This is a genomic window from Mesorhizobium sp. M0060, assembly GCF_040323155.1.
In the GTDB taxonomy this organism is placed as follows: Bacteria; Pseudomonadota; Alphaproteobacteria; order Rhizobiales; family Rhizobiaceae; genus Mesorhizobium.
Genome location: NZ_JAMYUP010000164.1, coordinates 1 through 983, shown reverse-complemented (window position 1 = coordinate 983; position 983 = coordinate 1). Strand labels below are relative to the sequence as shown.

Annotated in this window: 1 protein-coding gene; it reads left to right on the top strand. The window is 64.0% G+C overall.

Going from position 1 to position 983, the window contains the following annotated elements; genetic code table 11:
• A partial coding sequence (locus NKJ94_RS37395) for a transposase (RefSeq protein ID WP_352532794.1) occupies positions 1-983 on the top strand: 983 nt, incomplete at both ends.

Sequence of the window (983 nt, the reverse complement as noted above, 5' to 3'; positions counted from 1 at the left end):
CGCGAACTGTTCGAGACCGTCGTCCGGCGCTGCATAGCTGAAGGGCTCGTCGGCGGCGAAGGCTTTGCGGTCGATGCCAGCATGATCGTCGCCGACGCCCATCGTCAGCGCGGGATCGAAACGGCCGAGGACCTCAATCCCAAAGCCAAGCGGGCCGTGGCTGAGTATCTCGCCACTCTGGATGACGCCGCCTTCGGGGCCGCCACGCCGGTAGAGCCAAAGTTCGTATCGCCTGTCGATCCTGCAGCACGCTGGACCGCCTCTTGGGGCGGCCCGGCCGTCTACGCCTATTGCACCAACTATCTGATCGACGTGGAGCACGCCGTCATCGTCGATGTGGAGCCCTCGACCGCGGTGCGCCAAGCCGAGGTGACGGCCGCCAAGACCATGATCGAGCGGGCGCACGACGAGCTCGGCCTGTGGCCGGAGCGGCTGATTGCCGACACCGGCTACGGCTCGGCCGAAATGCTGAACTGGTTGGTGCATGAGCGTGGGATCGAGCCGCATATCCCGGTGTTCGACAAGTCTAGGCGCAAGGATGGCACCTTCTCGCGCGACGACTTCACCTACGACCATAAGGCCGATGCCTATATTTGCCCGGGCGGAAAGACGCTCAGGCAGCGCCAGAAGACCTATCGGGTGCCACACCCTCTCGTCGACGAGAATGGCATGATGCGCTATCGCGCCAGCAAGCTGGATTGCGACGCCTGTGCCCTGAAGCCCCGCTGTTGCCCGAAGGAGCCGGCGCGCAAAGTGCTGCGCTCGATCTATGAGGGCGCGCGCGACATGGCCCGCGACATCGCCAAGACCGAGGCCTACCAAACCTCACGCTATCAACGGAAGAAGGTGGAGATGCTGTTCGCGCACCTCAAGCGCATCCTGAAGCTCGACAGACTGCGATTGCGCGGCCCCTGTGGTGCCCGCGATGAGTTCCACCTCGCAGCCATCGCCCAGAACCTCAGGAAATTGGCCAAGATCTGCAC